At 73.5% G+C, this 22,621-nt stretch carries 22 protein-coding genes; 19 read left to right on the forward strand and 3 right to left on the reverse strand.

Annotation, left to right across the window (positions count from 1 at the left end; all coding sequences use genetic code 11):
- Positions 1–8 precede the first annotated feature (8 nt).
- From ACFVXK_RS01460 to ACFVXK_RS01470, 3 genes are all read left to right on the forward strand, one after another.
- A complete protein-coding gene (locus ACFVXK_RS01460) occupies positions 9–1,472 on the forward strand; it encodes an ATP-binding protein (RefSeq protein ID WP_389609260.1) in 1,464 nt (487 codons plus the stop codon).
- Entirely contained in the window at positions 1,469–1,975 is a 507-nt protein-coding gene (locus ACFVXK_RS01465; RefSeq protein WP_389609261.1) for a hypothetical protein, read from the forward strand. The genes ACFVXK_RS01460 and ACFVXK_RS01465 overlap by 4 nt, the downstream gene beginning before the upstream one ends.
- 299 nt (positions 1,976–2,274) lie before the next feature.
- Positions 2,275–3,588 (forward strand): cytochrome P450, encoded by a 1,314-nt coding sequence (locus ACFVXK_RS01470; protein WP_389609263.1) that lies wholly within the window; start codon positions 2,275–2,277, stop codon positions 3,586–3,588.
- Here the strand turns inward: ACFVXK_RS01470 and ACFVXK_RS01475 are convergent.
- Positions 3,548–4,273 carry a hypothetical protein gene (locus ACFVXK_RS01475; protein ID WP_389609265.1) on the reverse strand — a complete coding sequence of 242 codons (726 nt, stop codon included), beginning with the start codon at positions 4,271–4,273 and terminating at the stop codon, positions 3,548–3,550. The two genes, ACFVXK_RS01470 and ACFVXK_RS01475, sit on opposite strands and share 41 nt — an antisense overlap.
- A 101-nt stretch (positions 4,274–4,374) precedes the next feature.
- On the opposite strand from ACFVXK_RS01475, the gene ggt reads away from it, so the two are divergent.
- A complete protein-coding gene (gene ggt / locus ACFVXK_RS01480; protein WP_389609266.1) occupies positions 4,375–6,174 on the forward strand; it encodes a gamma-glutamyltransferase in 1,800 nt (599 codons plus the stop codon).
- A gap of 3 nt (positions 6,175–6,177) precedes the next feature.
- On the opposite strand, the gene map is transcribed toward ggt, so the two are convergent.
- On the reverse strand, positions 6,178–6,945 hold the full coding sequence (gene map, locus ACFVXK_RS01485) for a type I methionyl aminopeptidase (RefSeq protein WP_389609269.1): 768 nt from the start codon (positions 6,943–6,945) through the stop codon (positions 6,178–6,180).
- 64 nt (positions 6,946–7,009) lie between these two features.
- On the opposite strand from map, the gene ACFVXK_RS01490 reads away from it, so the two are divergent.
- From ACFVXK_RS01490 to ACFVXK_RS01525, 8 genes are all read left to right on the forward strand, one after another.
- Positions 7,010–7,261: a helix-turn-helix domain-containing protein gene (locus ACFVXK_RS01490; RefSeq protein ID WP_389609271.1), complete on the forward strand. Its 252-nt coding sequence runs from the start codon at positions 7,010–7,012 to the stop codon at positions 7,259–7,261.
- A gap of 261 nt (positions 7,262–7,522) precedes the next feature.
- On the forward strand, positions 7,523–8,686 hold the full coding sequence (locus ACFVXK_RS01495; RefSeq protein ID WP_389609273.1) for a hypothetical protein: 1,164 nt from the start codon (positions 7,523–7,525) through the stop codon (positions 8,684–8,686).
- 162 nt (positions 8,687–8,848) lie between these two features.
- On the forward strand, positions 8,849–10,096 hold the full coding sequence (locus tag ACFVXK_RS01500; RefSeq protein WP_389609371.1) for an MFS transporter: 1,248 nt from the start codon (positions 8,849–8,851) through the stop codon (positions 10,094–10,096).
- A 191-nt stretch (positions 10,097–10,287) separates the two neighbouring features.
- Positions 10,288–11,130: a nitrilase-related carbon-nitrogen hydrolase gene (locus ACFVXK_RS01505; RefSeq protein ID WP_388947405.1), complete on the forward strand. Its 843-nt coding sequence runs from the start codon at positions 10,288–10,290 to the stop codon at positions 11,128–11,130.
- Positions 11,127–12,422 (forward strand): aspartate aminotransferase family protein, encoded by a 1,296-nt coding sequence (locus ACFVXK_RS01510; protein ID WP_389609275.1) that lies wholly within the window; start codon positions 11,127–11,129, stop codon positions 12,420–12,422. The genes ACFVXK_RS01505 and ACFVXK_RS01510 overlap by 4 nt, the downstream gene beginning before the upstream one ends.
- A gap of 9 nt (positions 12,423–12,431) precedes the next feature.
- Complete coding sequence (hydA, locus tag ACFVXK_RS01515; RefSeq protein ID WP_389609277.1) at positions 12,432–13,832, forward strand: dihydropyrimidinase; 1,401 nt, start codon at positions 12,432–12,434, stop codon at positions 13,830–13,832.
- A 13-nt stretch (positions 13,833–13,845) separates the two neighbouring features.
- The gene (locus tag ACFVXK_RS01520; protein ID WP_389609279.1) at positions 13,846–14,862 is read left to right on the forward strand and encodes a TIGR03842 family LLM class F420-dependent oxidoreductase; all 1,017 of its coding nucleotides are present in this window, start codon (positions 13,846–13,848) and stop codon (positions 14,860–14,862) included.
- A gap of 182 nt (positions 14,863–15,044) precedes the next feature.
- Complete coding sequence (locus ACFVXK_RS01525; RefSeq protein ID WP_389609280.1) at positions 15,045–16,016, forward strand: alpha/beta hydrolase; 972 nt, start codon at positions 15,045–15,047, stop codon at positions 16,014–16,016.
- Positions 16,017–16,033: 17 nt separating this feature from the next.
- On the opposite strand, the gene ACFVXK_RS01530 is transcribed toward ACFVXK_RS01525, so the two are convergent.
- Complete coding sequence (locus ACFVXK_RS01530; protein WP_389609281.1) at positions 16,034–17,104, reverse strand: S1C family serine protease; 1,071 nt, start codon at positions 17,102–17,104, stop codon at positions 16,034–16,036.
- A gap of 130 nt (positions 17,105–17,234) precedes the next feature.
- On the opposite strand from ACFVXK_RS01530, the gene ACFVXK_RS01535 reads away from it, so the two are divergent.
- The 7 genes from ACFVXK_RS01535 (at position 17,235) to ACFVXK_RS01565 (ending at position 22,582) form a co-directional block, all read left to right on the forward strand.
- Positions 17,235–18,062, forward strand: coding sequence for an inositol monophosphatase family protein (locus ACFVXK_RS01535; protein WP_389609282.1), 828 nt, complete (start codon positions 17,235–17,237; stop codon positions 18,060–18,062).
- Between the two features lie 239 nt (positions 18,063–18,301).
- Positions 18,302–19,720: a phytoene desaturase family protein gene (locus ACFVXK_RS01540; RefSeq protein WP_389609283.1), complete on the forward strand. Its 1,419-nt coding sequence runs from the start codon at positions 18,302–18,304 to the stop codon at positions 19,718–19,720.
- Positions 19,720–20,238: an O-acetyl-ADP-ribose deacetylase gene (locus ACFVXK_RS01545; protein ID WP_389609285.1), complete on the forward strand. Its 519-nt coding sequence runs from the start codon at positions 19,720–19,722 to the stop codon at positions 20,236–20,238. The genes ACFVXK_RS01540 and ACFVXK_RS01545 overlap by 1 nt, the downstream gene beginning before the upstream one ends.
- Positions 20,239–20,500: 262 nt before the next feature.
- Positions 20,501–21,379: a LuxR C-terminal-related transcriptional regulator gene (locus ACFVXK_RS01550; protein ID WP_389609287.1), complete on the forward strand. Its 879-nt coding sequence runs from the start codon at positions 20,501–20,503 to the stop codon at positions 21,377–21,379.
- Positions 21,380–21,528: 149 nt separating this feature from the next.
- Positions 21,529–21,861, forward strand: coding sequence for a hypothetical protein (locus ACFVXK_RS01555; protein WP_389609289.1), 333 nt, complete (start codon positions 21,529–21,531; stop codon positions 21,859–21,861).
- A gap of 206 nt (positions 21,862–22,067) precedes the next feature.
- Positions 22,068–22,232 carry a hypothetical protein gene (locus ACFVXK_RS01560; RefSeq protein ID WP_389609291.1) on the forward strand — a complete coding sequence of 55 codons (165 nt, stop codon included), beginning with the start codon at positions 22,068–22,070 and terminating at the stop codon, positions 22,230–22,232.
- A 65-nt stretch (positions 22,233–22,297) separates the two neighbouring features.
- Positions 22,298–22,582 carry an acyl carrier protein gene (locus tag ACFVXK_RS01565; RefSeq protein ID WP_389609293.1) on the forward strand — a complete coding sequence of 95 codons (285 nt, stop codon included), beginning with the start codon at positions 22,298–22,300 and terminating at the stop codon, positions 22,580–22,582.
- The last annotated feature ends 39 nt before the right edge of the window (positions 22,583–22,621 follow it).

Raw genomic sequence — 22,621 nt, forward strand, 5'->3', positions numbered from 1 at the left:
AGACCCCTGTGTCCAGCCGCGCGCCCTTCGGCCTGCGCACCCGCCTGATCGCCGCGTTCCTCCTGGTCGCCGCGATCTGCGCGGTCAGCACCGCCGCCCTCACCTACCGGCAGGCGCGCAGCGCCGTCCTCACCCAGAGCCAGGACACCGCCGTCGGCACCCTGCGCGAACAGCTGGAGGCCGTGGCCCTGACCCTCCCGCTGGACCAGCGCCAGCTCCAGCGCGTCGTCGACGACGTCGGCCGGCGCGGCAAACCCCACCCCTGGGTGGTCTTCGGCGAGTACGGCACCCTGCGCGCCACCTCCGCCGACCTCGGCCCCGCCGTCTCCGACGTCGTCACCGACACCCTGCGCACCCAGGTGTCCACCCACCCCCACGGCGCCTTCCAGCGGGTCACCGACGACCGCGGCGAGCCCTACCTGACCATCGGCATGCCCGCCGTCTTCCTCCACAACGGTGCCCGCGAGGCCACCGGAGCCGTCCTCTACGCCGTCATGCCGCTCTCCACCGAACAGCAGACCGTCGACGCCATGGTCCAGGCCGCCAAACAGGGCGCCGTCCCGGGCCTGGCCATCTCGGTCGTCCCCGCCCTGCTCGCCGCGCGCAGCGTGCTGCGGCCCGTGCGCGACATGCGCCGCGCCGCCCAGAACCTGGGCCGCGGCCGCCTCGACACCCGGATCGAGGTCCGCGGCGCCGACGAACTCGCGGGCCTGGCCCGCACCTTCAACGAGACCGCGGGAGCCCTGGAGGAGTCCGTGGCCGAACTGCGGGAGGCCGAGGCCCGGGCCCGCCGGTTCGCCGCCGACGTCTCCCACGAACTGCGCACCCCGCTCGCCGGGATGCTCGCCGTCACCGAGGTCCTCGACGAGGACGCCGAACAGCTCGACCCCGACACCGCCAAGGCGCTGCGGCTGATCAGCGCCGAGACCGGCAAACTCGCCGTGCTCGTCGAGGACCTGATGGAGATCTCCCGCTTCGACGCCCGCGCCGCCGGACTCAACCTCGACGAGGTGGACGTGGCCGAGGCCGTGGGCAAGACCCTCCAGCGCCGCCACTGGGACGACGGACGGGTCGTCACCGACCTGCCCGACGGGGTCCGGGCCCGCCTCGACCCCCGCCGCTTCGACGTGGTCCTCGCCAACCTGGTCGGCAACGCGCTGCGGCACGGCGCCGCCCCGGTACGGGTCGCCGTGCGCACCGCCCCGGCGGCGGAGGGGGAGCGGCTCGTCGTGGAGGTCGCCGACAGCGGGCCCGGCATCGGCCCCGAGGTGCTGCCGCACATCTTCGACCGCTTCTTCAAGGCCGACGCCGCCCGCACCCGCTCCGCCGGGAGCGGCCTCGGCCTCGCGATCAGCCTGGAGAACGTCCGGCTGCACGGCGGCACCCTCGGCGCCGCCAACGCCCCCGAGGGGGCGGACGGCTTCGGGGGAGCGGTGTTCACCCTCGACATGCCGCTGGAGGCCGCCCCGTGAGCCCGCGGCCGCTGCGCCGCCCGGCCGTGGCCGCCGCCCTGCTGGCCCCGCTGCTCGCGGCCACCGCCTGCGGGATCAAGCCCACCGGGGTCGTGGAGAGCGGCGCCGCCGCACGGGTGGCCGTCGCGCGGGCCGGAGCCGCCACGGCCTACTTCGTCACCCCCGAGGGGCGCCTGGCCCCCGCGCCGCAGCCCGAGTACACCCAGGGCGGGCCCCGGGGCAGCGTGATCGGACTGCTGCGCGGACCCGGCCCGGCGGAGCAGGACGCGGGGCTGCGCACCCGGGTGCCGGTGCTGGGGGAGGACGCGGCCGAGGGCGGGGTGAGCGTGACGGTCACCGACCGGCTGGAGGTGAGCCTGCCCTTCCCCGTCGCCGGCCTCGACCCGCTGGGCCGCCGCCAGCTGGTGTGCAGCGCCCTGTCCACGGTGGACCCGCTGTACGAGGTGGTCCTGCGCGGCACCGACACGGCCCTGGACCCGGCCGGCTGCGACGCGGGGCACTGACCGGCCGGTGCGGGCAGGGGGTGGGGGAGCGGGCCGTCCCGCGGGCTCGCCGGCTCCGGCCGAGCGCGGGCGGTCCGTCCCCACGCCCGTGCCCGGCGTGGCTCGGGCGGCCGGCCCGCCTTCGCGGTGCCTGGCGCTACCCGGCCCGGCGCGCGCCGCGCGTGCACACGGGGCCCGGCTCGGCTTGCCGGGCCCTGCCCTGCCCTGCCGGGTGCGGGATCCGGCCGGTTTGCCTGTCAGGCCCGGCGGGCGTGTCGTTCCCTTGCGGTCGTGCCCCGGGTGCCGTCACCTTGTGGACCATGGAACCCGCCGCACCCGATTCCGCCCCGCCCGGCCGGCCCGCCGCCCCGGGCGCCCGCCGCCTGCCCGGCGTGCCCGACGTGTTCGACCCGCGCCTCTACGCCGCGGGCGTCCCCCACGAGAGCTACCGGGTGCTGCGCGAGCGGTACCCGGTGGCCTGGCAGGAGGAGCCCGAGGTGGACGGATGGCCCGCCGGGACCGGGTTCCGGGCCGTCACCCGGCACGCCGACGTCGTCCGCGTCCTGCGCGACCACACCGCGTACTCCTCCTGGCTCGGCGCCACCCAGATCCGCGACCCCGACCCCGCCGACCTGCCCTTCCTGCGCCGCACCATGCTCAACCAGGACCCTCCGCAGCACGGCCGGCTGCGCCGCCTGGTCTCCCGGGCCTTCACCCCCGCCCGGGTCGACGCCTTCGGCGCCCGGGTCCGCGAGCGCGCCCGTACGCTCCTGGCCGCCGCCCGGGACGGGGCCGAGGACGGCTCCGCCGACCTGGTCCGCGCCGTCACCGACGAGTACGCCCTGCTGAACCTCACCGACCTGCTGGGCGTCCCGGCCGCCGACCGGGGCCTGCTGCTGGAGTGGACCGTACGCGTCATCGGCTACCAGGACCCCGAGGACGCCCCCGCCCCGCTCCTCGGCCCCGACGGCAGACCGCTCAACCCCCGCTCGCCGGCCCTGCTCGGCGAGATGTTCGGCTACGCCCGCGAACTCGCCGCGCACAAGCTCCGCCACCCCGGCGACGACGTGATGACCGCCCTCGCCCGAGGCGGACTCGACCCCGCCGAACTGGAGATGTTCTTCTTCCTGCTGACCGTCGCCGGGAACGACACCGTCCGCAGCGCCGCCCCCGGCGGCCTCCTCGCCCTGGCCCGCGACCCCGGCGCCTACCGCACCCTCGCCGAGGGCGGCGTCCCGGTCGACCGGGCCGTCGAGGAACTGCTGCGCGTCCACCCGCCGGTGCTCAGCTTCCGCCGCACCGCCGCCCGGGACACCGAGCTCGCCGGGACCCGGATCCGCGCCGGGGACAAGGTGGTGGTCTTCCACGCCTCCGCCAACCACGACGAACGCGTCTTCACCGACCCGCACCGCCTGGACCTCGGCCGCTCCCCGAACCCGCACGTCTCCTTCGGCGACGGCCCGCACGTCTGCCTGGGCGCCCACTTCGCCCGGCTCCAGCTGCGCACCCTCTACGAGGAGTGGCTCGCGGCCATGCCCGCGCCCGAACTCGCCGGGGAGCCGCGCCGGCTGGTCTCCAACTTCATCAACGGGATCACGCGGCTGCCGCTACGGGTGTCCGGGCCGCCGCGGTGACGTCCGCGACCAGCTCCGTCACGTCCGGGCCGTATGCATCGGAGTTGACCACCTTCAGCATGAGGCAGAACGGCGCGTTGCGGTGGGTGCGGGCCAGCTTCTCGTGGTGGCGGGCCAGGTAACGGGCCGCGGCCTGGTTGCTGTTGGCGGTCTGCCCCGACAGCAGGAACACGGGCCGCGCGCCCTGGTCCGTCGTCAGCCGAGCCAGCAGCACGTGCTCGACCAGGCCGGGCTCCCACCGGTAGGTCTCCCCGCCGACGCTGATCGACCCCCGGTGTGCCGGCCCCGGTTCGGCGGAGAGGTCGACCCGCACCCCGGGGAGCATCGACTGCAGGTGCGCCACCGTACGGGAGTTGGACGCGGGGCCGCCGACACAGAACTCGGCGCGCTCCCCGAATCCCTGGCGGGCCTCGTGCGTGACGATCCGCACCGTCGCCCCGCAGTCCTTGATCAGGGCCGATATCTCCAGCAGGGCGAAGGCGTCGCTGCGGTGCAGGGAGGATTCCGTGCCGCCCATCTGCCGGTTGACCACGAACAGGCAGTCCGAGCCGGCCGGCAGCCCGAAGAAGGCCTGCTTGCGGCGCAGCGCCCTGCGCCACAGGTACGTACGGGTGAACCAGCCGGAGCCGCCGCTGATGGCGGTCGCCACCACTCCGAGCACGATGTTGCGCACGTCGTCGTTCATGCGGCGGATGGTAGCGGCCGGACCGCCTCCATGACGCGGAGGGTGCGGCGAAGCTAGGCTGCCGGTCCATGGTCTGACAGGCAGTCGACTGGAGGAACCGGATGCGCGCTTCCGCAGCACGTCAGTTAGCGTTCGCAGCCCTCGCCGGGGCGCTCGTCTCCACCGGAGCCGCCGCCCCGCCCTCGGCGGAGGCCGCGCCGGCCAAGGTGCCGGTGGCCGTCGGCTACGGCGGGGCCGTCGCCAGTGTCGACGCCGACGCCTCGGCGGCCGGGATCGCCGTCCTGCGGGCCGGGGGCAACGCCGTGGACGCGGCCGTCGCCACCGCCGCCGCGCTCGGGGTCACCGAACCCTATTCGGCCGGCGTGGGCGGCGGCGGGTACCTCGTCTACTACGACGCCGCCTCCCGCCGGGTGCAGACGATCGACGGCCGCGAGACCGCGCCCGCCACGGCCACCGCGACCCTGTTCCAGGAGAACGGCGTCCCCATCCCCTTCGAGGAGGGCCAGACCAGCGGCCGCAGTGTCGGCGTTCCCGGCACCCCCGCCACCTGGAAGACCGCCCTCGACGCCTGGGGCAGCAAGCCGCTCTCCCAACTCCTGCGCCCGGCCGAGAAGCTGGCCCGTGACGGCTTCACCGTCGACGCCACCTTCCGGGCCCAGACCCAGGCCAACCAGGACCGGTTCAAGGACTTCCCCGCCACCCGCGAGCTGTTCCTGCCCGGCGGGCAACTCCCGGTCGTGGGCTCCACGTTCAAGAACCCCGACCTCGCCGCCACCTACGCCGAACTCGCCCGCAAGGGCACCGGGGCGCTCTACCGGGGCCCGATCGCCGACGACATCGTCCAGGCCGTGCGCAAGCCCCCCGTCGACCCGGCCGCCACCCGCAAGGTCCGCTCCGGCGACCTGACCGCCGCCGACCTGCGGGCGTACGGGACGAAGCGGCAGGCCCCGACCCAGGTGAACTACCGCGGCCTGGACGTCTACAGCATGGCGCCCTCCTCCTCCGGCGGCACCACCGTCGGCGAGGCGTTGAACATCCTGGAGCGCACCGACCTCTCGAAGCTCTCCGAGGCCCAGTACCTGCACCGGTTCATCGAGGCCTCCCGGATCTCCTTCGCCGACCGGGGGCGCTGGGTCGGCGACCCGGCCGCCCAGGACGTGCCGACCCGCGAGCTGCTCTCCCAGCGGTTCGCCGACTCGCGCTCCTGCCTCATCCGGCCGGACGCGACCCTGACCAGCCCGCTGGCCCCCGGCGACCCGCGTCACCCGGCGGCCTGCGGCGGCACCGGGCAGGCCGCCCCGACCACCTACGAGGGGGAGAACACCACGCACCTGACGGTCGCCGACCGCTGGGGCAACGTGGTCTCGTACACCCTGACCATCGAGTCCACGGGCGGCAGCGCCATCACGGTCCCCGGGCGCGGCTTCCTGCTCAACAACGAGCTGACCGACTTCTCCTTCGCCCCGGCCGCCCCCGGCGTCCCGGACCCCAACCTGCCCGGCCCGGGCAAGCGGCCGCGCTCGTCCATGTCCCCGACCATCGTCCTGGAGCACGGCCGCCCGGTCCTGGCCGTGGGCTCCCCGGGCGGCGCGACCATCATCACCACCGTCCTGCAGACCCTGATCGGCCACTTGGACCGGGGCCTGCCCCTGGTCGACGCGATCAAGGCGCCGCGCGCCAGCCAGCGCAACCAGACGACGACCGAGCTGGAACCGGCGCTGTGGAACAGTCCGCTGCGCACCGAACTGGAGGGCCTGGGGCAGGCGTTCCGGCAGAACCCGGAGATCGGCGCCGCGACCGGCGTCCAGCGGCTGCCGGACGGCCGCTGGCTGGCGGCCGCCGAGACCACCCGGCGGGGCGGCGGCTCGGCGATGGTCGTCCACCCGCAGGGGAGGCCGTAGCCACTAGAGCGCCGTCAGGATCCTGGGCCCGCCGGCGGTGATCGCGACCGTGTGCTCCACGTGCGCGGCGCGGGAGCCGTCGGTGGTGCGCAGGGTCCAGCCGTCGGGGTCGCAGACGTAGTCGTCCCCGCCGCCCGCGATCAGCATCGGCTCGATCGCCAGGACCATGCCGGGGCGCAGCCGCATGCCGTGCCCCGGCGGGCCCTCGTTGGGGACGCCCGGGTCCTCGTGCATGCTCCGGCCCACGCCGTGCCCGCCGAAGCCCTCCGGGATGCCGTAGCCGGCGGCACGGCAGACGCTGCCCACCGCGTGCGCGATGTCGCCGATCCGGTTGCCGGGGACGGCGGCGGCGATACCGGCCGCGAGGGCCGCCTCGGCGGTGGCGATCAGCCGCAGGTCGGCGGGGCGGGCCCGGCCGACGGTGAAGCTGACGGCCGCGTCGCCGCACCAGCCGCGCAGCCGGGCCCCGCAGTCGATGCTGACCAGGTCGCCGTCGCGCAGCCGGTAGCCGTCGGGGATGCCGTGCACGACGGCGTCGTTCACCGAGGCGCAGACCACCGCCGGGAAGGGCACCGGCGCGAAGTGGGGGCGGTAGCCGAGGAAGGGGGAGGTGGCCCGCGCCTCGCGCAGGACCGCTCGGGCCACCGCGTCCAGCTCCAGCAGGGACACCCCGACGCGGGCCGCCTCCCGTACGGCTGTCAGGGCGTGCGCGACCACCCGGCCGGCGGCACGCATCTCGTCGATCGCTTCATCCGTTTTGAGCTTCACCATGCCGATAACTATACCGGTATAAGTTTAACGGGATAGTTATCGGCGCGCGGGGTAGGATGGGGGCATGGTGCGAACCCCCCTGACCCCTGAAGAACGCGAGCGCGGCGAACGGCTGGGCGCGCTGCTGCGCGAGGCGCGCGGCGGCCGCAGCATGGTCGAGGTCGCCGCCGGAGCCGGCCTCTCGCCCGAGACCCTGCGCAAGATCGAGACGGGCCGGGCGCCGACCCCCGCCTTCTTCACGGTGGCGGCCCTGGCCGGGACCCTGGGCCTCTCGCTGGACGAGGTCATCCGCCGCTGCGCGCTGGTACCCGCCTGACGCCGCGACCCTCCGGGCCCCTCGGGGGTCGTCTCCGGCGGCCGGACGGCGCAACGGGTGATCGGCGCGGCCCGGTCCGGGGCAGGGTGAAGGCGTGTCGACCATGAACTCGTCCAAGCGGCTCGGTCTCGCGCTCCTGGGTGCCGTCCTCGCGGCCGGCCTGCTGGCCGCCGCCTGCTCCACTCCGGCGGACGCGGGCTCGCCGTCAAGGTTTGAGGCTCCCGTAGCGCGCCCGTAACGCTGGTGCGGTGCAATGCGGGGATGGAGACGCCGACTGCGCTGGTGATCGGTCAACTCACGCAATATTTAAGGGAGTTGACGCGGAGGCTGGACCCCGGGAGCGGATGGTACGGGGAGTTCCTGCGGCGGGACCCGGAGGGGATGCGGGCCTGCCTCGACGGGGTCGCGGTAGCGCCCTGGGACGTACTGGAATCCCTCCTGCTGGACCTGCCGGGGGAGCCGGCCGCCGCCGCGCGGGAAGCGGCGTACGCGCAGGGGCTGCGGGCCGCCGCCGTCGCCGCGTGGGACGCCCGGCCCGAGGGGGCGCGGGAGCTGCGGACCCTGCTGGCCGCGGCCGCCGCACAGCGGGCCGCCACGGAGGAGGCCCTGCGGACCCTGACCGCCCGGCTCGACGCGACGGCCGACCCGGCGCAGGCGGAGACCCTGTCCCGCGAACTGGCGTGGACCCACGACGACGCCGTCCGGGCGGCGTCCCGCCAGGCGGACCTCCAGGCCCGCCTCTCGGCCGTCCCCCTCCCGGCCGTCCCCCGCCAGCGCGACCGCCTGCCCGACCCCCGCCGGCAACCCCGTCCCCCCGGCCCCACCGCGTCGGCCCCGGCCGCCACCGCACCCGCGTGGGCCGCGCCCACCGGCGCCGACCCTGCCGGGGCCGTGCCCGGCGGGGTCGCTCGGGGGGCCTTCGTGGCCGGGTTGCTCACGCTGCGGGCCCAGGGGCGCAGCGGCGAGGCGCACGCGCTGCTGTGCGAGGCGGCCCTGTGGCCCGCGGGGGAGCTGCCCGGCCTCGCCGAGGAGCTCGGGCACGCCGGGCTGGCCGCCGACTGGGCCACCCTCCTGTGGGAGACCGCCTCGCTCCCGCCCGACCGGCTCGCCGCGGCCGCCGGGGCCCTGGGGGAGGCCGGCCGGGAGGACGATGCGGCCCGGCTGCTGCGCCAGGGCGTGGCCCGCCCCGCCGCCGAGGTCGCTGCGACCGCCCTCGCCCTCGGCGAGGCCGGCCACGACCGCGAGACCCGGGCCCTGCTGGAGGCCTACGTGCGGCTGCGCACCGCCGACGAGAGCGCCGCCCTGGCCCGTCACGACCCGCACCGGCTCACTCCGCGCCTGCTCCGGGCCGCCCGCGCCCTCTCCGCCCACCGCCACCGCGACCTCGTCCACGCCCTGCGCGCGGTCGGCCTGACGGCGGCCTGAGCGGCACCCGCGAGGGGGCGGGCCCGAGATGCGCCCCCGCCCGCCGACGCCGATCATGGGTGGCGTCACCGCACTCCGCGGGCCGCGCGGGCCCGCCCGATGCCCGCGGGCGGGCCTGGGAGCGTGCCGATGGCCGGTCACGACGACACGGGGGTCCCCGCCATGACGGGCGGCGGGCCCCCCGCCCCCGCGACGGCCGTCGCGCCCGGTCCGGACGCCGGTCCGGGCGCCGGGGCGGAGCGGCCCTCGTCCGCCGCCTGGCTCAACCTCGCCGTCGCCACCGTCGGGTTCACCCTCACCTTCTGGGCCTGGGACCTCGTCGCCCCGCTGGCGAGCGATCTCGACGAGCGGCTGCACATGAGTTCCTTCGCCCAGTCCGTGCTGGTCGCCGTGCCCGTCCTGGTCGGCTCCGTCGGCCGGGTGCCGGTCGGGGCCCTGACCGACCGGTTCGGCGCCCGGCGGATGTTCCCGCTGGTCAGCGCCCTGACCATCGTGCCCGTCCTGCTGCTCGTCCCCGCGAAGGGCTCGTACGGGGCCCTGCTCGCGGTCGGCTTCCTCCTGGGTCTGGGCGGCACGACCTTCGCCATCGGGGTCCCCCTCGTCAACTCCTGGTTCCCGCCCCGCCACCGCGGCGCGGCCCTCGGCGTCTTCGGCATGGGCATGGGCGGCGTCGCCCTGTCGGGCTACTTCACCCCGCGGCTGTACCGGCACGGCGAGGACCTGCCGTTCCTCGTCCTTGCCGCCGCCCTGGCCGGGTACGCCCTGCTCGCCGCCCTCCTGCTGCGCGACCGGCCCGGACGGCCCGTACCGACCTCCCCCCTGGCCGCCCGGCTGGCCGCCGCCGGGCGGCTGCGGGTGACGTGGGAACTGTCGGCCCTGTACGCGATCGGCTTCGGCGGGATCGTGGCGTTCGGGGTGTACCTGCCGACCTACCTCAAGACCTGGTACGGCCTCAGCCCGACCGACGCCGGCACCAAGGCGGCCGGATTCGCCCTGGTCACCGTGGTGTTCCGGCCGATCGGCGGCTGGCTGGCGGACCGGGTCCACCCGGCGGTGGTGACGGCCTGGGCGCTGGGCGCGGTGGCCGTCCTCGCGGTCCTGCAGGCCTTCGACCCGCCGCTGGCGCCCACCGCCACGGTCTGCCTGCTGCTGATGGCCGCGGGACTGGGAACGGCCGGCGGCGCCGTGTTCGCCCTCGTCTCGCGGGTCACTCCCGAACCGCAGGTCGGCAGCGTGACCGGCATCGTGGGCGCCGTGGGCGGCCTGGGCGGCTTCGTCCCGCCGCTGGTGATGGGCGCCGTCTACAGCGCCCAGTCCTCGTACGCCATCGGCTTCATGCTGCTGTCCGACCTCGCGCTGGCCGGCTGCGTGTACGCCTACGGCCGTATGCGCACCGCCGGATCCGGCTGATCCGACCCGCGTCAAACGTCCATCGGGTGACCGCAAACAACCACGAACGACCGCCCGGCGACGTAACTTGATCGACTACTCCAACCGCGCACGGCGCTCTTGCCCCACGCTGAGCCGGGGCCTACCTTCGACTCCCTACGCACACCGTCTACGTGCGTAGAAGTCGGCGGTACCGTCGCGAGGAGCAGCCCATGGCCCAAGTCGTCCGCGCCGCACTCGTCCAGGCCACCTGGACCGGAGACACCGAGTCGATGATCGCCAAGCACGAGGAGCACGCCCGCAGGGCGGCCGCCCAGGGCGCGCGGATCATCGGCTTCCAGGAGGTGTTCAACGCCCCCTACTTCTGCCAGGTCCAGGAGCCCGAGCACTACCGCTGGGCCGAGCCCGTCCCGGATGGCCCCACCGTCCGCCGGATGCAGGAGCTGGCCCGCGAGACCGGGATGGTGATCGTCGTCCCGGTCTTCGAGAAGGAGAGCGAGGGCTTCTACTACAACACCGCCGCCGTCATCGACGCCGACGGCAGCTACCTCGGCAAGTACCGCAAGCACCACATCCCGCAGGTCAAGGGCTTCTGGGAGAAGTACTACTTCCGCCCCGGCAACCTCGGCTGGCCGGTCTTCGACACCGCCGTCGGCCGCGTCGGCGTCTACATCTGCTACGACCGCCACTTCCCCGAGGGCTGGCGCCAACTCGGCCTGGCCGGGGCCCAGCTGGTCTACAACCCGTCCGCCACCTCCCGCGGCCTGTCCGCCTACCTGTGGCAGCTGGAACAGCCGGCGTCCGCCGTCGCCAACGAGTACTTCGTCGCCGCCATCAACCGGGTCGGCCAGGAGGAGTACGGCGACAACGACTTCTACGGCACCAGCTACTTCGTCGACCCCCGCGGCCAGTTCGTCGGCGAGGTCGCCAGCGACAAGGAGGAGGAACTCCTCGTCCGCGACCTCGACTTCGACCTGATCAAGGAGGTCCGCGACCAGTGGGCCTTCTACCGCGACCGCCGCCCCGACGCCTACGGAGGGCTCGTTCAGCCGTGACCAACCCCACCCCCCTGCACAGCCGCCACCGCACCGTCCTGCCCGACTGGCTCGCGCTCTACTACGACCGCCCCATCGAACTCACCCACGGCGAGGGCCGCCACGTCTGGGACGCCGACGGCAACCGGTACCTCGACTTCTTCGGCGGCATCCTCACCACCATGACCGCCCACGCCCTGCCCGAGGTCACCAAGGCCGTCTCCGAGCAGGCCGGGCGGATCATCCACTCCTCCACCCTCTACCTCAACCGGCCCATGATCGAGCTGGCCGAACGGATCGCCGCCCTGTCCGGCATCCCCGACGCCCGGGTCTTCTTCACCACCTCCGGCACCGAGGCCAACGACGCCGCCCTGCTCCTCGCCACCACCTACCGCCGCTCCAACCAGATCCTGGCGATGCGCAACAGCTACCACGGCCGGTCCTTCTCCACCGTCGGCATCACCGGCAACCGCGGCTGGTCCCCGACCAGCCTCTCCCCGCTCCAGACGTACTACGTCCACGGCGCCGTCCGCACCCGCGGCCCCTTCGCCGCCCTCGACGACGCCGCCTTCACCGCCGCGGCCGTCGCCGACCTCGAGGACGTGCTCGGCCAGGCCCGCGGGGGAGTGGCCGCTCTCATCGCCGAACCCGTCCAGGGCGTCGGCGGGTTCACCTCACCCCCGGACGGCCTCTACGGGGCCTTCCGCGAGGTCCTCAACCGGCACGGCATCCTCTGGATCAGCGACGAGGTGCAGACCGGCTGGGGCCGCACCGGCGACAACTTCTGGGGCTGGCAGGCCCATGCGAGCAGCGGCCCCCCGGACATGCTCACCTTCGCCAAGGGCATCGGCAACGGCATGTCCATCGGCGGTGTCGTCGCCCGCGCCGAGGTGATGAACTGCCTCGACGCCAACTCCATCTCCACCTTCGGCGGTTCCCCGGTGACGATGGCCGCCGGCCTCGCCAACCTCGCCTACCTCCTGGACCACGACCTCCAGGGCAACGCCCGCCGCGTCGGCGGCCTCCTCCTGGAGCGGCTGCGCGCCATCGCCGCCACGTCACCCGCCGTGCGGGAGGTCCGCGGCCGGGGCCTGATGGCCGGACTGGAGCTCACCGAGCCCGGCACCGACCGCGCCGACCCGCAGGCGGCCGCCGCCGTCCTGGAGGCGGCCCGCGCGGGCGGCCTGCTCATCGGCAAGGGCGGCGGGCACGACACCAGCGTGCTGCGCATCGCGCCGCCGCTCTCCCTCACCGTCGCCGAGGCGGAAGAGGGGGCCGAGATCCTCGGACAGGCGCTCCGCAGCATCGAGTAGGGGGACCGAATGAGCATCCGCACCCTGATCAGAGGCGGCCTGGTCGTCACCGCCGCCGACGAGCTCCACGCGGACGTCCTCGTCGAGGACGGCCGTGTGGCGGCCCTCGCCGCCACCGGCTCGGCCGCCGCCGGGGCCTGGACGGCCGACCGCACGATCGACGCGAGCGGCAAGTACGTCATCCCGGGCGGGGTCGACGCGCACACCCACATGGAGCTGCCCTTCGGCGGCACCTCCGCCTCCGACACCTTCGAGACCGGCACGCGCGCCGCGGCCTGGGGCGGCACGACCACGATCGTCGACTTCGCCGTCCAGAGCGTGGGCCGCTCCCTGCGCGAGGGACTCGACACCTGGTACGACAAGGCCGACGGCAACTGCGCGATCGACTACGCCTTCCACATGATCCTCTCGGACGTCAACGAGCACACCCTGAAGGAGATGGACCACCTCGTCGGCGAGGGCGTCACCTCCTTCAAGCTGTTCATGGCCTACCCGGGCGTCTTCTACAGCGACGACGGACAGATCCTGCGCGCCATGCAGCGGGCTTCCGGCAACGGCGGGCTGATCATGATGCACGCCGAGAACGGCATCGCCATCGACGTCCTCGTCGAACAGGCCCTGGCCCGCGGCGAAACCGACCCCCGCCACCACGGCGAGGTCCGCAAGGTGCTCCTGGAGGCCGAGGCCACCCACCGGGCGATCCAGCTCGCCCGGGTCGCCGGCTCCCCGCTCTACGTGGTCCACGTCTCGGCCGAGGAGGCCGTCGCGGAACTCGCCGCCGCCCGCGACAAGGGCCTGCCGGTCTTCGGCGAGACCTGCCCCCAGTACCTCTTCCTGTCCACCGACAACCTGGCGGAGCCGGACTTCCAGGGCGCCAAGTACGTCTGCTCCACCCCGCTGCGCCCCCGCGAGCACCAGGCGGCCCTCTGGCGGGGCCTGCGCACCAACGACCTCCAGGTGGTCTCCACCGACCACTGCCCGTTCTGCTTCCGCGGCCAGAAGGAACTGGGCCGGGGCGACTTCTCCAAGATCCCCAACGGTCTCCCCGGCGTGGAGAACCGCATGGACCTCCTCCACCAGGCCGTCCTGGACGGGCACATCAGCCGCCGCCGCTGGATCGAGATCGGCTGCGCGACCCCGGCCCGGATGTTCGGCCTCTACCCGCAGAAGGGCACCATCGCGCCGGGCTCCGACGCCGACATCGTCCTCTACGATCCGCACGCCGAGCAGGTCATCTCCGCCGAGACCCACCACATGAACGTGGACTACTCGGCGTACGAGGGCAGGCGGATCACCGGACGCGTCGACACGGTCCTCTCCCGGGGCGAACTCGTCATCGACCGCCGCGAGTACACCGGCCGGGCCGGCCACGGGGCCTTCGTCCACCGCTCCACCTGCCAGTACCTGTAAGGAGAGTCCCCGCATGGACTTCGGCCTCGTCCTGCAAACCGACCCGCCCGCCTCGCAGGTGATCAGCCTGATGAAGCGGGCCGAACGCAACGGCTTCCGCTACGGCTGGACCTTCGACTCCGCCGTCCTGTGGCAGGAACCGTTCGTCATCTACAGTCAGATCCTCGCCAACACGCGGAAGCTCCACGTCGGCCCGATGGTCACCAACCCGGGCACCCGCACCTGGGAGGTCACCGCCTCCACCTTCGCCACCCTCAACGACATGTACGGCAACCGCACCGTCTGCGGCATCGGCCGCGGCGACTCGGCGATGCGGGTCGCCGGCCGCGCCCCCAACACCCTGGCCCGCCTCGGCGAGGCCATCGAGGTCATCCGCGACCTGGCCGAAGGCCGAGAGGCCGAGGTCGACGGCAAGCCGCTGCGCATCCCGTGGATCAAGGACGGCAGGCTCCCCGTCTGGATGGCGGCGTACGGCCCGAAGGCCCTCGCCCTGACCGGGCAGAAGGCCGACGGCTTCATCCTCCAGCTCGCCGACCCCTTCCTCACGGAATGGATGGTCAAGGCCGTCCGCCAGGCCGCCACCGAGGCGGGCCGCGACCCGGCCTCGGTCACCATCTGCGTCGCGGCCCCCGCCTACGTCACCGCCGACGACTCCCCGGCCGCCCTGGCCCACGCCCGCGACCAGTGCCGCTGGTTCGGCGGCATGGTCGGCAACCACGTCGCCGACCTGGTCTCACGCTACGGCGAGCACTCGGGCATGGTCCCGGACGAACTCACCGAGTACATCAAGGCCCGCCAGGGCTACGACTACAGCCACCACGGCCGCGCCGGAAACCCCTCCACGGACTTCGTCCCGGACGAGATCGTCGACCGCTTCTGCCTCCTGGGCCCGCCCGAGGCCCACATCGAGAAGCTGCGCGCCCTGCGCGACCTGGGCGTCGACCAGTTCGCCGTCTACGCCATGCACGACGCGAGGGAGGCGACCATCGACGCGTACGGCGCGGGCATCATCCCGGCATTCGCCGGATGACGACCGGGGAGGGCATGTCCGGCAACCCGGAACGGCCGGGCTAATATGCCACGGCACACGCAACCTGCCCATCGCGGCCCCTGTCGCAAAGCTGCTGTAGGTGCGATTCCGTACGGGCGTCACGCCCAGCGCTTTGGAGAGATCTCGCCGTGTTCGGACAGCCTTCCCGTTCGCATGCCGTCATGACCGGCGTCGCCGTGGCGGTACTGGCCGCTTCGCTCGCGGGCTGTGGCGGTCCCCAGGGCGAGAAGGGGAGAAAGACCCCGGCGGCGGCGAACAGTCCCGCCGCGGCCGCCTCCCCCTCGCCCGACGGGAAGGTGCGGATGCCGACCGGCCCGGCCCCCGCCATGACCAAGGCCCGGGAGACCGCGGCCGGCCCGATATCGGTGATCAGACTGACCGGCCCGAAGTCCGGGGTGACCGGACAGGTCTGGGTCTGGCTCCCTCCCGAGTACAACGACCCCCAGTACGCCACGACCGGCTTTCCGGTGCTGACCCTGTTCGCGGGGGGTCAGAGCAACGGCTACAACACCTGGGCCGGCAGCGAGCTTCCGATCCAGGAGGAGAACGCGCGGCTGGCCAAGGCGGGCAAGGCCCATCCGTTCATCATGGTCATGCCGGTGCAGAACTTCAGCGGCGACGAGAAGAGGGCGCTGGACTGTTCGGACATCCCCGGCCAGCCCAAGATGGCGACCTGGATGAGCCAGGACATACCGGACTGGGTCCGCGCCCATTTCCGCACCCTCAAGGGCCGCGACAGCTGGGGCGTCATGGGCGCCTCCACGGGCGGGTTCTGCAGCGCCAAGCTCGCCCTGCAGTACCCGGACGTCTACAGGGCCGCGGTGCCGATCGACGGCTACTTCACCCCGGACTCGCGCCTGTGGCAGGGCCACGAAGCGGAGAAGGCCGCCAACAACCCCGACCAGCTGGTCACCCAGGGCAAGGCCGACGTGAAGATGCTGGTCACGGCCGGCGGTGCCGACCCGTACGAGAAGGGCGTGGTCAAGGCCTGGATGGCCAAGGCGGCCCCGCCGGTCGCCGTCGAGTACTACGAGCAGCCCGGCGGCAAGCACCTGACCTCGGACTTCAAGAAGATGATCCCGGACGCCCTCCAGTGGTTCACCAAGAACCTGGAGGGCCCCGCCCACGACTGACCCCCTTCGGCCGCGCCCTACTTGGCCTTGGCCACCACCAGGTCGGTGGTCCACTCCTCGCCGGCCTTGATGTCCTTGCCGTTCGCCGTGATGGGGGAGTACACGCCCGTCACCGGGAGCGTCTCGCCGGGGGCGGCCGACTGGAGTACGTCGCAGACGTCCGCGTACGAGGCGACGGTGGTGTCCTTCAGGCCGGTGATCACGTCGCCCGGCTCCAGCTTCGCCTTGTCGGCCGGGGAGTTGGTCCGGGAGTAGGTCACCACCATGCCGTCCTGGCCCTTGAACTGCTTCTGGGTGGCCTCGACCTTCGGGGCGTCCTCCTCGGGGAAGTAGTCCGCCAGGTCCGGGTTCCGCAGTGACACCAGCTGCCAGCCGGGGTCGTTCTTGACGTCGCCGGCGGCCAACTGGTCGAGCAGGGGCCGGACGTGGTCGCTGCTGATGGCGTAGTACTGCCCCTGCACGCCCCCGCCGGTGAGGGAGAGGGTGTTGATGCCGACCACCTCGGCCCTGCCGTTGAGCAACGGGCCCCCGGAATTGCCGGGGTTGATGGTGGCGGAGTGCTGGATGGTCTCGGGGTAGCGCGGCAGGTCCGGGTCCGGGGTGGAGTCCTTCACGTCGGGGTTCTGCACCGCGCCGGTCGTGAACACCGGCGTCTGCGAGCCCTGCGCCTCGATCGACGCGGGGTAGCCGAGGGCCGTGACGTTGTCGGCGAAGGAGACCTTCTTGCTGTCGGCGAACTTCAGTGCCTTGAGGTCCGGCTGGGGGTTGGAGAACGTCAGCACCGCCACGTCCTCGCACGGGTCGATCCCCAGCAGGCGGGCCGCCACCGGGGCCCGGTCGCCGACGCCGACCCGCAGGGAGGGCTCGTCCAGCACCACGTGGGCGTTGGTGACGATGAGCCCCTTCTCGGCGTCGTAGACGAACCCGGTCCCCGACCCCATTGTCCCGATGATGTGCACCGTCGCGGGCGCCGCGCGCGCGTAGATCTCCTTGGGCGACAGGTCGTCGGCGAAGGCCACCCCGGCGCTGCCCGTTCCCAGTACCACCATCGTGGCGACCGCCACGGCGTTCCTGGCGCGTCCCCTCATGAGCCCGCCGCCTCTCTCCCCGCACGGACGACCCCGCTCCCAGGCTAGCCCCGGCTCCGGGCGGTGTCCTGCCGGACGGGTTCACCTCCCCGTCACCCGGTGTCCGGCCCGCCATGATGTGATGGAGGGCATGATCGATGAGTTCCTGGCCCAGGGCCTGTCCGACGTGGAAGAGGCCGTCCGCAAGGCGGCGGCGGTCGAGATCATGCCGCGGTTCCGGCAGCTCGCCCAGCACGAGGTCGACGAGAAGAACGGCCCGCACGACCTGGTGACCGTCGCGGACCGCAAGGCCGAGGAGCACCTCACGGCCGCGCTGACCCGGCTGCTGCCCGGCTCCGCCGTCGTCGGCGAGGAGGCCGTGCACGCCGACCCGGAGGTCTACACGGCACTGCGCGGCGACGCGCCCGTGTGGATCGTCGACCCGGTCGACGGCACCCGGCAGTTCGTGGCGGGCGACCCGCACTTCTGCACCCTCGTCGCCCTCGCGCAGCACGGCGAGATCCTCGCCTCCTGGACCTACGCCCCGGCCCTGGACCTGCTGGCCACCGCCGTGCGGGGGCAGGGCGCGTACGCCAACGGCGAGCGGATCCACAGCGGTTCGCCCGAGCCCGGCGCCGACCTGCGGGTGGCGACCGCCCACCCGCTGTACACCTCCGAAGAGGACCGGCGCCACCTCGCCCGGCTCGACGTGCCCGGAGTCGCGGCGCGGCCCTGCGGCTCGGCGGGCCTGGAGTACCTGAGGGTGGCGCGCGGCGAGATGGACGCGCTGGCCTTCACCTGGCCCTCGGCCTGGGACCACGCGGCCGGGCTGCTGCTGGTGGCGGAGGCGGGGGGCGCGCAGAGCACCGTCGACCGGGTCCCGTTCCGGATCGACCGGGACAACGCCCTGCCGTTCGCGGTGGGACGTGACGAGGCCACCACGCTCCGCGTCCGCGAACTGCTGCGCGGCGAGGACTGAGAAGCCCTCCGGCCCCACCCCTTAGGCCCTGTCGTCAAAGTCCCGCCTGCCCCGCGACGCCTGGCACGCACTCTCGCCGCACCGGGCGCCAGACCAAGTACGTCCAGTACGAGGTCTTACGCCCGGCGCGCCGAGAGCACGCACCAGACGCCGCGGGGCCGCCCTCCGGGCGACGGCGGGACTTTGACGACAGGGCCTAGGCTGGGGGCAGTGGCCGACGTCGGACGAAGGAGCTCTCAGTGCCGTCGATTCTCGACGCAGTCGTGGTGGGGGCGGGGCCCAACGGGCTGACGGCCGCGGTCGAACTGGCCCGCCGGGGCCACTCGGTGGCCGTGTTCGAGGCCGCCGGGTCGGTCGGCGGCGGGGCCCGCACCGAGGAGCTCACCCTCCCCGGCTTCCGCCACGACCCCTGCTCGGCGGTGCACCCGCTGGGCGCCGGATCCCCGGTGTTCAAGACGATGCCGCTGAAGCGGTACGGGCTGGAGTGGCTGCACGCCCCGCTGCCCATGGCGCACCCCTTCGACGACGGCACGGCCGCCGTCCTCTCCCGTTCCGTCGCGGAGACGGCGGCCTCCCTCGGGCCCCGGGACGCGGGCGCGTACCGGCGTCTGGTGGAGCCGTACCTCGGCCACTGGGACACCCTCGCACGGGACTTCATGTCCCTGCCGAACACCGCCCTGCCCCGGGACCCGCTCCTCCTCGCCCGCTTCGGCCTCACCGGCCTGCCGCCCTCCACGTGGCTGATGCGCCGCTTCCACGACGACCGGGCCCGGGCCCTGTTCGCCGGGCTCGTCGCGCACGTCATCGCCCCGCTCGGCGGGATCGGCACCGGCGCCGTCGGCCTGGTCTTCGCGCTGGCCGCGCATGCGGGCGGCTGGCCGGTGGCGCGCGGCGGCTCGCAGTCGGTCTCCGACGCCCTGGCCGGCTACCTCGCCGACCTCGGCGGCGCCGTCCACACCGGCTTCGAGGTCAAACGGCTCGACGACCTCCCGCCCGCCCGCGCGTACGTCTTCGACACCTCCCCGACCGCGCTGGCCCGGATCGCCCGACTGGGCCGGGCCTACGACGGCTACCGGTACGGGGCCGCCGCCTTCAAGCTCGACTACGCCCTGGACGGCCCCGTCCCCTGGACCGCCGAGGCCCCCCGCCGGGCCGGCACCGTCCAGATCGGGCCCGGCAGCCGCGACATCGACGCCGCCCTCCAACTGGCCACGGGCGGCCGCCCCCCGCGCAACCCCTTCCTGATCACCGCCCAGCCCAGCCTGGTCGACCCCGGCCGGGCGCCGGAGGGCAAGCACGTCTTCTGGGCGTACGGGCACGTCCCGGCGGGCTGGGACGGCGACCTCACCGAGGCGGTCGAGCGCCAACTGGAGCGCTTCGCCCCGGGCTTCCGCGACCTGGTCCTGGCCCGCGCCACCGCCGGACCGCCCCAGCTCGCCGCCCGCAACCCCAACTACGTGGGCGGGGACATCGCCTGCGGCTCCGCCGCCGGACTCCGGCTGCTGCTGCGGCCGAAGGCCACCCTCTCCCCGTACACCACCGCCCACCCGGCGGTCTTCCTCTGCTCCTCGGCGACCCCGCCCGGCCCCGGCGTGCACGGCATGTCCGGGCACAACGCCGCCAAGGCGGTCTGGCGCCACCTCAGGAAGGGACAGTGATGGCCAGGATCACCCTCGTCCAGGGCGACATCACCGCACAGGAAGTGGACGCGGTGGTCAACGCCGCCAACTCCTCGCTGCTCGGCGGCGGCGGCGTGGACGGCGCCATCCACCGGCGCGGCGGCCCCGAGATCCTCGCCGCCTGCCAGGACCTGCGCCGCTCCCACTACGGCAAGGGCCTGCCGACCGGCCGGGCCGTCGCCACGACCGCGGGCCGCCTCCCCGCGGAGCACGTCATCCACACCGTCGGCCCGGTCTGGTCCCGCACGGAGGACCGTTCGCAGCTCCTGGCCTCCTGCTACCGGGAGTCGCTGCGGGTCGCCGACGAGCTGGGGGCCCGCACGGTCGCCTTCCCCGCCATCTCCACCGGGATCTACGGCTGGCCCATGGACGACGGTGCCCGGATCGCCGTGGAGACGGCGCGGGGCGCCCGGACCGATGTCGAGGAGATCCGGTTCGTCCTCTACGACGAGCACGCGTACCGGGTGTTCGCTGAAGCGATCGGTTCTCCTTCCTGACAAGGGGGCGAATTCCCCCGACCTCCGTGAATGGGCGTGAATGGCCCGTAGTGCGGACGAATACCCTTGTTGACCTGCACATACGGGCGGGTATGCTGTGCTCGCGCTTCGGGGGAGGCAGGGTGATCCCGCTGAGGAACGACCACAGGGGGAGAGGTAAGTGCTCGAGAGCATCGGCCTTGAGAATCGCGACCGCGACGTTTATCGGGCACTTCTCGTCCACCCCGACTGGGATATGCGGGACATCGCGCAGAATCTGGGCATGGACGAAGCCGAGGTCCGCGAGACGCTCGACCGGCTGACCGGGTTCTCGCTCCTGCGTTCCACCTCCGGAACCGAACCGCTCGTGCCGGCCAGCCCCGAGCTCGGACTCCTTCCCCTGCTCCAGGTCATGGAAGCCGAGCTCGACGAGCACCGGGCCAAGCTCTCCCGGGACCGGGCGATGCTGACGGCGCTGACGTCGGAGTACACCGCCCGGCGCGTGCAGAACGACGTGGCCGGCGTCGAGCGTCTCGTGGGGCTGGAGGCGGTGCGCTCGCGCCTCTCGCAGCTCGCCCGGGAGGCCACCTCCGAGGTGCGGGCGTTCATGCCGGGGCCGGCGCTCAGCCAGGCGGCGCTGGACGCGTCGCGCCCCCTCGACGTGCAGAACCTGGCGCGGGGCGTGCGGATGCAGACCGTGTACCTGGAGACCGTGCGCAAGGACCCCGCGACGGTCGAGTACGCCACCTGGTTCGCCCAGCAGGGGGGCCAGACGCGGACCATGCCCTCGCTGCCCATGCGCCTCATCCTCTGCGACCGCTCCGTGGCCGTGCTCCCGGTGAAGCCGGACGCGAGCGAGCAGGGGGCGTTCGTCATCCGGCTCACCAGCATCGTCACCGCGCTCAACCAGCTGTTCGACCTGACCTGGGAGCGCGCCACCCCGCTCGGAGAGCCCTGTGCGCTGCCCTGCGACGGGCCCAGCGAGCGCGAGCTGGCCCTGCTCAGGATGCTCGAGGACGGCCACACCGACGAGGTCGTCGCGCGCAAGCTCGGGGTCTCGATCCGTACGGTCCGCCGTCTGATGGCCGACCTGCTCAAGACGCTGAACGCCGAAAGCCGATTCCAGGCCGGCGTACAGGCCACGCGGCGCGGCTGGATCTGAGCCGAAAAGCCCTCAGCCCTTTTCGCATCCGCCGGGCTCATATGGCCGGCCGGCCGTATGAGCCCGCCTGCTGGCCTCCTTATGCCATGGCACCAGGTGGCCGGATCAGTTCTCCTTTGAGGTGCTCAAAGGATGGCTATGGTGTGCCCGTGTATGCGATCAAGGTATTACTGCAATCGCCGTACGACGCCCGGACCGCCGGCGCGCGCAGCAGCGCCGACATCGGGGAGCGGATCCTCGTCGACCCCCAGCCGGGCATCGCCCATGTGAGCCTGGTTCCCCTGTCTTCGCAGGTCGTGGCCATGACCTTCGTGGTCGCCGCCGATCTCGGAGCCGCCGAACGGCTGGCCGCCGAGGCCTGGGACACCTGGCTCGGCCGTGAATGGTCCGCCGACTGGAAGATGTCCTCCTGCGGCGCCGATCTGCTGCTGGGGGTCTGGGCGGCCGCGGAGCCTTTCGTTCAGGAAACTGGCTTGAATTGACCGGTTGGTGCCATGACCTACATGGGCCATGCGGAACCGTCGACACCGGCTAGCGGCTGCGACGAGTATCGATCAGGACGGGACGCCGCACAGCGCCGGTCCCTTGCGAAGACCAGCCCAGCCCATCGCTTTCTCTTCTGCCTCCCACACCCACCCGTGTGGTTCCGGCATGCCATTTTCCTTGAGGGGTAACCGTGCACGACCGCATGAACCGACTGTTCCGGATGGCTGTCCTCTCCCTCCTCCTCGCCCTTCCGGTCCTCTTCTCCGGCGGCGGATCCGGCACCGCGACCACGGCGTCCGCCCCGGCGGCCGAGGACGGCGTGGTCCTGGCGGCCCCCGCGGCGCCCGTCAACTGGGCCTGGGACTGACCCCCGTCCCCCGAGGCCCCCCCGATCGACGACTCCCGGCACGAGCCGAGAAAGAAGTGCCACTGATGCAGACCGACACGACGCCGGGCGAACTCACCGACCGGGTGAGGGCCATCTGGGCCGAGGTCCTCGGCCGCTCCGACTTCAGCGACAGCGAGAGCTTCTTCGAGACGGGCGGGCATTCCCTCCTCGCCTCCAAGGTCATGGCGCGGCTCGGCCGTGCGGTCGGGACGCGGCTCCCCATGCAGCTGATCTTCGACCACCGGACGGTGGAGCAGCTGGCGGCCGCCGTCCACGCCCAGCTGGCCGCGGCCGCCGCCGCGGCCGCCCCGGAGACGCCGACGGCATGACCCCCGCGTGACAGCGGACCACCCCCACCCTTCCCAGGA

The organism is Streptomyces sp. NPDC058157, assembly GCF_042884105.1.
Taxonomy (GTDB): domain Bacteria; phylum Actinomycetota; class Actinomycetes; order Streptomycetales; family Streptomycetaceae; genus Streptomyces.